The 9,881-nt window shown below is 71.6% G+C and carries 12 protein-coding genes; all 12 read right to left on the minus strand.

The features are described from left to right. Window positions 1-9 precede the first annotated feature (9 nt). Complete coding sequence (locus tag AW273_RS34900) at window positions 10-591, minus strand: GTP-binding protein (protein ID WP_062357858.1); 582 nt, start codon at window positions 589-591, stop codon at window positions 10-12. Next, complete coding sequence (locus AW273_RS34905; RefSeq protein ID WP_062357861.1) at window positions 572-931, minus strand: DUF742 domain-containing protein; 360 nt, start codon at window positions 929-931, stop codon at window positions 572-574. Before AW273_RS34905 ends, AW273_RS34900 begins: the two co-directional genes overlap by 20 nt. Continuing rightward, on the minus strand, window positions 921-1,322 hold the full coding sequence (locus AW273_RS34910; RefSeq protein ID WP_062357864.1) for a roadblock/LC7 domain-containing protein: 402 nt from the start codon (window positions 1,320-1,322) through the stop codon (window positions 921-923). Before AW273_RS34910 ends, AW273_RS34905 begins: the two co-directional genes overlap by 11 nt. After that, window positions 1,315-3,522, minus strand: coding sequence for a sensor histidine kinase (locus AW273_RS34915; protein ID WP_198168519.1), 2,208 nt, complete (start codon window positions 3,520-3,522; stop codon window positions 1,315-1,317). Before AW273_RS34915 ends, AW273_RS34910 begins: the two co-directional genes overlap by 8 nt. 154 nt (window positions 3,523-3,676) lie before the next feature. Further along, window positions 3,677-4,741, minus strand: a complete 1,065-nt coding sequence (locus tag AW273_RS34920) for a COG1361 family protein (RefSeq protein ID WP_062357869.1) — start codon at window positions 4,739-4,741, stop codon at window positions 3,677-3,679. Beyond that, window positions 4,738-5,844, minus strand: a complete 1,107-nt coding sequence (locus AW273_RS34925) for a zinc metalloprotease (protein ID WP_062357871.1) — start codon at window positions 5,842-5,844, stop codon at window positions 4,738-4,740. Before AW273_RS34925 ends, AW273_RS34920 begins: the two co-directional genes overlap by 4 nt. Then, window positions 5,845-6,105, minus strand: coding sequence for a hypothetical protein (locus AW273_RS34930; protein WP_062357874.1), 261 nt, complete (start codon window positions 6,103-6,105; stop codon window positions 5,845-5,847). It lies immediately after the preceding gene. Between the two features lie 46 nt (window positions 6,106-6,151). Beyond that, entirely contained in the window at window positions 6,152-6,400 is a 249-nt protein-coding gene (locus tag AW273_RS34935; protein ID WP_157556468.1) for a hypothetical protein, read from the minus strand. A 52-nt stretch (window positions 6,401-6,452) separates the two neighbouring features. Then, the gene (lipB, locus tag AW273_RS34940) at window positions 6,453-7,124 is read right to left on the minus strand and encodes a lipoyl(octanoyl) transferase LipB (protein WP_062357879.1); all 672 of its coding nucleotides are present in this window, start codon (window positions 7,122-7,124) and stop codon (window positions 6,453-6,455) included. Next, window positions 7,121-7,870 (minus strand): Type 1 glutamine amidotransferase-like domain-containing protein, encoded by a 750-nt coding sequence (locus tag AW273_RS34945; RefSeq protein ID WP_062357881.1) that lies wholly within the window; start codon window positions 7,868-7,870, stop codon window positions 7,121-7,123. The genes lipB and AW273_RS34945 overlap by 4 nt, the downstream gene beginning before the upstream one ends. A 57-nt stretch (window positions 7,871-7,927) precedes the next feature. Beyond that, the gene (locus AW273_RS34950; RefSeq protein WP_062357883.1) at window positions 7,928-8,821 is read right to left on the minus strand and encodes a TIGR01777 family oxidoreductase; all 894 of its coding nucleotides are present in this window, start codon (window positions 8,819-8,821) and stop codon (window positions 7,928-7,930) included. 255 nt (window positions 8,822-9,076) lie between these two features. Further along, window positions 9,077-9,881 (minus strand): 2-oxoglutarate dehydrogenase, E2 component, dihydrolipoamide succinyltransferase (gene sucB, locus AW273_RS34955; protein ID WP_063910212.1); only part of this gene is annotated, 805 nt, incomplete at its 5' end.

Consider the following 9,881-nt stretch of genomic DNA (forward strand, 5'->3'; position numbering starts at 1 on the left):
GCCGTCCTGTCAGGCCCCGACCCGCGACATCTCCCGGGCATGGCGCATCAGGGTCAGCAGCACCTCCTTGACCGACTCCCGCTCGCGCGCGTCGCACGGCACGAGGGGCACGTGGCCGGGCACCGCCAGCGCCCGGCGGATCACGGCCGGGTCGTGGCGGCGGGCGCCGTCGAAGAGGTTGACCGCGACCATGTACGGGATCCGCCGCTGCTCGAAGAAGTCGACCGCGGGGAAGGCGTCGCCGAGACGGCGGGTGTCGGCCAGCACGACCGCGCCCAGCGCCCCGATGGCCAGTTCGTCCCACATGAACCAGAACCGGTCCTGCCCGGGGGTGCCGAACAGGTAGATCCACAGGCCCTCGCGGAGCGTGATCCGGCCGAAGTCCAGGGCGACCGTGGTCGTCGTCTTGGCCTCCACGCCGCTGGTGTCGTCGACCCCGGCGCCGCGGTCGCTGAGCAGTTCCTCGGTGGACAGCGGCTGGATCTCGCTGACCGCCGAGACCATGGTCGTCTTGCCCACGCCGAACCCGCCCGCGATCAGGATCTTGATCGCGAGCGCGCCCGACCGGGCGTCAGAGCGCGCGTAGTCCATTGAGCACTTCCTGGTAGATCCGCTCGTTCAGGACTCCGGCCGTCGCCGCCGGAGGGTCGATCGACACCAGTCCCTCGCGCCGCAGGTCGCTCAGCAGTACGCGGGTGATGTTCAGGGGCAGCCGCAACCGGGTGCCGATGTCGGCCACCGTGGTGGGCCGGGTGGCGACCCGGAGCGCTTCGAGGTGCTCGGGGGAGAGGCCGGCCGGGTCGTACGGCATGCCGATCGTGGTCACCACGGCGATCACGTCGAAGGCCTCGCCCACCGGGCGGGCGCGTCCGCCGGTGACGGCGAACATCCGGACCAGGGGCCCTGGCTCCGGGTCCTCGTCAGCGGCCATGTACCGCCCTTGGCCGCGCGCTCAGGTGCTCCCCGACCCGCTTCACGAGCATGGTGAGTTCGTAGGTGACCACGCCCAGGTCGGAGTCGGGGCTGGTCATGACGGCCAGCCGGGCGCCGTCCCCGGCGGCGGTGACGAACAGGAACGCCCCGTCGAGCTCGATGATCGTCTGGCGTACGTTGCCGACGCCGAACCGCCGGCCCGCTCCCTGGGCCAGGCTGTGGCTCCCGGCCGCGATGGCGGCCAGGTGCTCGGTGTCCTCCCTGCTCAGCCCCTGGGACCCGCCCATCGCCAGCCCGTCGGCGGAAAGCACCACCGCGTGCCGCACCCCCGGTACCCGCCGGATGAGGTCGTCGAGCAACCAGTCGAGTTCCCTGGCGAGATCAGCCATCGGTCCTGTCCTTCCATATCCCCGTTTCGCGCCGGCCGCGTTCCCAGCCGCGCTGCATGGACGTCATCAGACCGGCCCGCCGTTCGGCGGAGTCCGCGTCCGCGCCGGTCTGCTGTGGTTCCTCCCGTGGTGGCGCCGCACCGCGCAGGGGCGCCGCCAGATGGGTCTGCGGGACCCGCTGTGGCAGTCCCTCCATGTCGAAGTCGTCCGGGACGACCGGCGGCGCGGACGGCGGCGGCAGGATGCGCCGGGCCGGTGGCGCCGGGACGGGAGCCGGTGGGGGCGGGGGGAAGTAGCCGGCCCGCCGTTCCTCCGGCGCCGCCAGCAGGCCCGGCGGGATCATCACGATCGCGGTCACGCCCTCGTACGGCGACTTGCGCAGCAGCACCCGCACGCCGTGCCGGGCGGCCAGCCGGGCCACCACGAACAGGCCGAGCCGCTCGCTGTCGGCCAGGTCGAACTCCGGCGGCTCGGCGATCCGCCGGTTGAGCGCCTCCAGCTTGGCGGGGTCGAGGCCGAGCCCGCGGTCCTCGATCTCCAGCGCGTAGCCGTTGGCGGCGATCTCGCCGCGCACGTAGACGCGGGTGCCGGGCGGGGAGAACACGGTCGCGTTCTCGATCAGCTCGGCGACCAGGTGCATCAGGTCGTTGACCGCCGGGCCCTGCACGGTCGGCGCCTGCCGCATCTCCTGGACCACGACCCGGGTGTAGTCCTCGACCTCGGTGACGGCGCCCCGGACCAGGTCGAGGATCGGCACCGGCTCCCGCCACCGGCGGGACGGCGCCGCGCCCGAGAGGATGATCAGGTTCTCGGCGTGCCGGCGCATGCGGGTCGAGAGGTGGTCGAGCCGGAACAGGTCCTCCAGCGTGGCCGGGTCGTCGACGCGGTGCTCCATGACCTCCAGCAGCGAGAGCTGGCGGTGCAGCAGCGACTGGTTGCGCCGGGCCAGGTTGAGGAACACCTGGCCGACGCTGCGCCGCAGCTCGGCCTGCCCGACCGAGGCCCGCACGGCCTCGCCGAGCACGTGGTTGAAGGCCCCTGAAACGTTCCTGACCTCGACCGTGCGGCCTTCGGCCACCCGCGGGGTCTCCTGGGCGGGGTCGACCGACTCGCCGGCGCGCAGCCGCCGGACCAGCTCGGGCAGCCGCGACCGCGCCACGTCGGTGGCGGTCGTCTCCAGGTCGCCCAGCTCGCGCACGAGACGGCGGCCGAACCGGACCGAGATCAGCACCGACACGATCAGGATGACCAGGCCGGCGCCGGTGATGATCGCCGTCCGCCACAGGATCGTGCTGACCCGCTGCCCGGCCGCGCCCAGCGCCCGGTCCATCGCCGCGCCGGTCAGGCCCTCGACCTCGGCGATGACCTCGGTGCCGTTCCTGAGCCACTGCTGCAGGCCGTAGGGGAGTTCGCCGTCGGTCGGCACGAAGGCGGCGATGCGGTTCTCGCCCTCGGTCAGCGCGCTGTAGACGGGCTTGGCGAAGAGCCCCTCCAGCCCGGCCCGCACGCCGGGGTCGAGCGCCGCCGCCTCGTTGCGCAGCAGGAACCGGCGGCTGATGACCAGTTCGACGAAGGAGGCGTGCATCGAGGGGGCCAGGTTCTCGTCGGCGATGGCGTACCCGATGAGGCTCTGTTCGCGGGCCAGCAGGTCGAGCCCGAAGTCGAGCGAGTTCAGCGACCGGACCTGCGAGTACTGCTCGGGGGTGAGCCCGCCGTCCCTGGCCAGGCTGGAGGTGAGGTTGTAGATCTCGTCGACGAGGTCGCTGTAGACGCCGACGGTGGTGACCGCGGTCGAGACCCCTCCGTCGACGGAGCCCCGCACGGCCGTGAGCCCGTCGAGCCGGGCCAGCAGCAGCCGGGTCGTGCTCGGCAGGGCGGCCGGGTCCTGTCTCGCGGTCGCCTCGCGGAAGCCGGCCACCGCCCGGTCGGTGTCGGCGCGGCGCTGGGCCAGGTATTCGACCGCGCTCACGCGTGCGTCGCGGAGCGCGGCGACGCTGAAACGGCGTTCCTGCCGCAGGGCGTCGCGGAGGGCCTCCACGGGCCGCAGATAGGCCGTGTAACGTTCACCGGACCGTAACAGGCTGGTGGCTTCGGCGACCGAGGTGACGGCGACGTAGGCCCAGACGGCGGTCAGGGCCAGCAGGGGCACGACGAGCAGGGAGAACGCCTTAGACCTGATCGTGTCACGATTGAAACCCATGGCTCTCGTCTCGTTCAGAGCGACGTTCAGCGCCCCCGAACGCGTGCGGGTGCGCTCCATGGCGCCGCCCATGTGGGAGCAAGATAGTTACTTTCCGGCGTGATGTAAACAAAGGGAAACGCGGGCACCCGAGGGGCGCCCGCGTCATCCGTGGTCAGTAACGTTCCGCGATTCCGGAGTTGATTTCCGTGAGCGCGAGTGTGGCGTCGGTGTAACGGATCACGTTCTGGAGCGATGGCGGCTGGGCGAGGGTGGCCTGGGCATACCTGACGGCGTCGCCGGCCGTTCTCAGGCCGAGTCTCCTGATCGTGACGGTCTCGACCCGGGTGCCGGCGTTGATCCGCCGGGTGCCGAGGTTGAGCAGCGTGGCCGGCATCTCGGCCCGCAACCGCCGGGGCTGGAGCACCGGCAGCAGGAACGCCGCCCCGGTCTCCTGGCGGCTGAGCGTGCCGTCGCCGCCGGTGTCGTAGCGCTGGTCGGTGGCGTGCACCCGGGCCAGCACCTCGTCCGTCTGCAGGTCGCCGCGCAGCGCCCACAGGGCCGGGAGCATCGGGTCGCGGCCCGGCGCCTGGACCGTCACCGTGGTCGCCGCCGACCCCGACGCCTCGTAGGCGCAGGCGTTGGAGCCGTAGGCGACCTTCGCGGCGGCCTGGAGCGTGCCCGCCTCGGTGAGCAGGCCCGGCCGCCCGGTGAAAGTGGCCGTGCCCTGCCGGCCGGGGGCCAGCGTGCCCAGCTCCCGGGTCAGCGGCCCGGTGGTGTACACGCCCGGCGGCGGGGTGAAGGCCAGTCTTGCGCCGCTCGCGGCCGAGGTCCCCTCGTTCTTGTACGTCACCACATAGGTGACGGTCTCGCCCGCCTTCACCGACGGCGTGGCGGCGACCGACACCGTGACCTTGGGCGCCTTGACCGTGTAGCTCGCCGTGGCCGTGTTGTCGGCTCTCAGCGCGGCGTTCTCGTTGGCGGCGGTCACGGTCGCGCCGCTCCGCCGGGTCGTCCCGTCGGCGGCGTCACACGGCACCGTCGAGGTGAACGCCTCCGCCGCCCATCCGAGCGGCGGGAGCTGCCGGGTCACGCCGTCGACGGTCACCGACGTGTTCTCCGACGCCACCGCGCCCTGGTTGGTGAGCGTGGCGGTCGCGGTGACCGTCTCGCCGGGGGCGGCCTGGGCCTTGTCGAACGCCAGCGCCGCCTTCAGGTCGGGGGAGGCGCTCCGGGTCACCTCCGTGTAGTCGAGGTGAGGCGGGAGTAGCTCAGCGGGCGGCCCGCGTCGTAGCGGGGGAACTGCCAGATGTAGTTCATGACGCTCTGGTAGTTCGGCTTGCAGTTGATCTCGTCGAGGGTGCCGTTGTCGCGGCGGCCGCCGTGGGCCAGGCCCAGGGTGTGGCCGAGCTCGTGCATGAGCGTGCCCGCCTCGGCCGCCCGCCGTCCGCCGACGTCGTCGAAGCCGGCCCAGCCGCCGAGCGACACCACGAAGTCGTTGCCGCCCCGTTCGTGCAGCTCGGCCCGCCCCGAGATGGTGCCGCCGCCGAGGAGTTCGTCGATGAAGACGCCGTATCGGAACTTCAGCCGCTTGAAGCTCAGGATGTCCTGGCAGTGGGGGCTCGACCGGTCGGCCGGCGTCAGGAAGCGGCCGGTGTTCCCGCCGCCGCAGGGCCGGGCCGGGTTGCCCGACTTCAGGTCGTCGAAGTCGTCATAGGCGCCCGAGGGCCGGTCGCCGGGGTCGGAGTAGTCGTCGAAGTCGAGTTCGTCGGCGGCGGGCACCTCCTCGTCCACGAGGAGATGGAGGTTGATCCCGGTCGCGCCGGTGTTCGGATTGCTCACCGGGGCGATGTCGAAGGCGTCCTCGACGTCGGCGACGGCGTCGTCGAGGGGCTTGTGGCCGGCCATGTAGTCGAGCTCGACGTAGAGGTCGCGGCGGTTCGGGTCGGCGTCCGGGAGCGTCATGTCGACGACGTCGTCGCCGTCGAAGTCCCGGCCCCGGTACTCCTCCCAGTCGGAGAACCCGTCGCCGTCGGAGTCGAATCCCGGGCCGGGGCTGATCTCCAGGCAGAGCCGCACCGACGGCTGGGGGTCGGCGCCGAAGACGCCGCCGCCGGGCTCGCCGTTCCCGGTGACGCAGCCGGTCCCGGTCAGGTCGCCGGTGACCGTGCCGTCGATCATGCTGACCTTGAACCGGGTGAACGGGTCGCCCGCCCGGGGCGAGGTGTCGGCCCAGTCGTCGCCGCCGGTCGAGTCGTGGTCCTTGACCAGGACCGAGATCTCCTGCACCACGACGGTCGTGGGGATCTGCTGGGTGAGCGTCCAGAACGGCGCGATCTGCACCTAGTCGTCGGGGGCGCGGGGCGTGATGTGCACGGGGAACCCGGCGTAGGTGATCTCCGCGTAGAAGTCGGGGGTCGATTCGCCCAGGGCCTCCAGGCCCGCCTCGTCGCAGTCGGCGACGCAGGAGACGAGCAGGACGCGGACGGTGAGCGGCTGCGTGGTGGCCGCTCGTGCTGGTGCGGTGAGAAGGGCGATCCCGGAGAGCGTCAGGAACAGCGTCAGGAACAGGGCAGGGACCACCCGGAGGGTACGGGTCGGCATGTCTCCGACGGTCGTGCTCTTTCGGCCGGAAGGCTTGAGTACCCCGCTACTCCACGAAACCCATTCGGCATTCTTCGAGCTGCCCCAATATGAGCTTCACTCGCTGTTGCAGCCATTCCGCGGCCTTCGCCGCGCCCTCCGGGTCGTCGAGATAGGCCACGTCGATCCCGAGTTCCAGCATGGCCCGCGCCTCGGCCGCCTGCGGGTCGCTCGGCGCGTCTTCCGTGGTGAGCTGGGAGAGCACGGCGATCAGATGGTCCAGCATCGCGTCCGGACGAGGTTCGCCGTTCGTCATGATCGCAGTCTAGGCATGGAATGCGGCCACCTGGTGTTCCAATTCAGATGCGTTATTGCCGGCGTCCGAGCAATTCCTCTTCGAACATCGACACCGGCTCGGCTCCGAACGCGTCGCCGAGCCGTTTCTCCGCGAACGGAATGACCTCGTCGACCGTGATGCGCCGCCCGGTCTCGGCCGACAACGAGGTGACCCCGGCGTCGGGGATGCCGCAGGGCACGATCCGGTTGAACCAGCTCAGGTCGTTGGCGCAGTTGAGCGCGAAACCGTGCATCGTCACGCCGCGCTCCACCCGGATGCCGATCGCGCCCAGGCGGCGGTCGGGGATGCCGTGGTGGGCCTCGCCGCGCACCCAGACCCCCGGCCGCCCCTCGACCCGCCCGGCGACCACGCCGAAGTCGGCGCACACCTGGATCAGGACCTCTTCGAGGAGGCGGACGTAGGGGATCACGTCGTCGATCTTCGCGATCGGGTAGCCGACGAGCTGGCCGGGGCCGTGCCACGTGACGCTGCCGCCCCGGTCGACGTCGATGACGGGGGTGCCGTCGGACGGCCGGTCATGGGGGCGGGTGCGCTTGCCGGCCGTGTAGACCGGCGCGTGCTCCAGGAGAAGCGCCGTGTCGGGCAGTTCGTCGGCGACCCGGCGCCGATGGACGACCCGCTGCAGGCTCCACGCCTGTTCATAGGGGACATCGACACCAAGTCGGACGATCGCCAGCCTCACACGTCAACTGTAGACGCGAGTCGCCGTGGTTCGATACGGAACTCCTTGACCCCTTCTTCACCGTCTCTTTCGATCCGGTAGGCGTAACCGTCGGGGTCGACCGTCACGGCCTGGATGAACTCGGTCCCGACGTAGTGGAGCGCGACACCCTCGTCGGCGGCGTAACCGTCGGGCAGCTCGCCCGAGGCGACCGACCGCTGCAGCAGGTCACGACGCTGCGCGTCGCTGTTGTAGTGGACCCCGCACGAGTAGGGCAGCAGGCCGAGCCCCTCGGCCCACGGCCGCAGCTCGGGCCCGAACGAGTCGGTGTTGCCGCCCACGTGCCAGCACAGGGCGCCCGCGCTCTGGCCCGACAACACGACGCCGCTGTTCCAGGCCTCCTCCATCGCCTCGTCGAGGCCGTGGAGCCGCCACAACGCCATCAGGTTGGCGACGCTGCCGCCGCTGACGTAGACGGCGTCCTGCTCCAGCAGCCACTCGCGCGGGTCGTCGACGTTGGGCATCGGGAACAGCGACAGGTGGCTGAGGTCGACGTCGAAGGACCGGAAGGCCTCGTACATCTTCAGCAGCCACTCGGCGGAGTCGCCGACCGCCGTGGCGATCAGCCCCAGCCTGGGCCGGTCGACACCGGTCAGGTCGAGCACGTAGCGCAGCAGGCCGGTGGCCTCCATCGTGCCGAAGCGCTTCGTCGGGCGGAACGAGCCGCCACCGATGGCGACGATGTGCGACTGACCGCTGCGTCCCATGCTTCACTCCCGTGTCGTCGGCCAAATGAGGGGGCCAATGCTACGGGAGACGCTCCTTCACCGCAGGGCGTCTGCCAGGGCTTCCTTGATCGTGGGGTGCGAGAAGTGGTGCCCCGCCGCGGTCAGCCGCGCCGGCACCGCCCGCTGCCCCATGAGGACGCCCTCCTCGGCGAACCCGCCGACGGCCGCCTTCAGCACGAACCCCGGCACGGCCAGCGGCATCGACGGCCGCTTCACCGCCGCCGCGACCTCCTTGGTGAACGTCTTGTTGGTCACCGGCTCGGGCGCCGTCAGGTTGACCGCGCCGTCGATGTCGGCCCCCAGCAGGAACCGCGCGGCGCTCACCCAGTCGGGCACCGAGATCCACGACAGGTACTGTTCGCCCGACCCGAGGGGGGCGCCCAGCCCGATCCGGAAGATCGGCAGGATCTGCCCCAGCATCCCGCCCCGCTTCGACAACACCACGCCCGTCCGCATGGTCACCACCCGCATGCCCGACTCCCGGGCGGGCTGCGCGGCCTCCTCCCAGGCCCCGCAGACGTCGGCCAGGAACCCGGCCCCGCGGGGCGAGGTCTCGTCGACGACCCGGTCGCGGGTGTCGCCGTAGTAGCCGACCGCCGACCCCGACAACAACACCGACGGCGGCTCGTCCATCGCGTTGAGCGCCCTGACCAGCGTCGAGGTGCCCTTGCGCCGGCTCTCCGTGACCGTCTTCTTGTACGAGTCGGTCCACCGGTGGTCGCCGATCCCGGCCCCCGCCAGATGGACGACCGCCTCGACGCCCGCCAGGTCGGCCGGATCGAGCACCCCGCCCGAAGGGTCCCACTGGACCTGGCCGGGGCTCGTGGGCGGTCTGCGGACCAGCGAGAGCACCTCGTGGCCCGACTGCCGAAGGGAGGCGGTCAGCGCCGTCCCGATGAGGCCCGAGGCCCCCGTCACCGCGATCTTCATAACCACCCCTTCGTAGCACGCCCCCGTTTGGTGACGTACCGGACGCGGACTCGTTCAAACGTGCCCCCCGAGGATCTCGCGCGTGCGGGAGAGGACGTGACGGCGTGGGGCGGCAGCGGGTCGTGGGTGCCGGATGCGGTGCGATGCGGAGACGGCGGCCGGGGCCCCGGGGTGGGCGGAGCCGTGAGGGAAGAAGGATCGCCCCGGAAACACGAGAACCCCCGCTCGGCCCGAGCGGGGGTTCCGTAGGTGCGGCTAGGCGAGGCCGAGCTGGCCCTCGAAGCGGCCCTCTTCGAGACGGCGCTTGATCGTCGTCAGGAAGCGGGCGGCGTCGGCGCCGTCGACCAGGCGGTGGTCGTAGGTCAGCGCGAGGTAGACCGTCGAGCGGACCGCGATGACCTCGCCCTCGGGCGAGTCGACGACGACGGGGCGCTTCACGACGACGCCGGTGCCGAGCATGCCGACCTGCGGCTTGTTCAGGATCGGCGTGTCGAACAGGGCGCCGCGGCTGCCCGTGTTCGTCAGCGTGAAGGTGCCGCCGGCGATGTCGTCGGGGCTGATCTTGTTGGTGCGGGTGCGCTCGGCCAGGTCGGCGATCTTGCGGGCCAGCCCGGCGATGTTGAGGTCGCCGGCGCCCTTGACGACCGGGACGATGAGGCCCTTGTCGGTGTCGACCGCGATGCCGAGGTTCTCGACGTCGTGGTAGGTCACCTCACTGGTCTCGTCGTTGATCACGGCGTTGAGCTTGGGGTGGACCTTGAGCGCCTCGACCGCCGCCAGCGCGAAGAACGGCAGGAACGACAACTTGACGCCCTCGCGGGCCTCGAACGCCGCCTTGGCCCGGTCGCGCAGCCGCGCGATGCGGGTCACGTCGACCTCGACGACCGTGGTGAGCTGCGCGGTGGTCTGCAGCGAGTCGAGCATGCGGTCGGCGATGACCTTGCGCAGGCGGGACATCTTCTGCGTGGTGCCGCGCAGGGTGGTGTCGACCTGGATCGGCGCCGGGGCGGCCGCCGCGGCGGGGGCCTGCTGCGCCGGCGCGGCCGGAGCGGCGGCGGGG

Source organism: Herbidospora yilanensis (assembly GCF_001570565.1).
Lineage (GTDB): Bacteria > Actinomycetota > Actinomycetes > Streptosporangiales > Streptosporangiaceae > Herbidospora > Herbidospora yilanensis.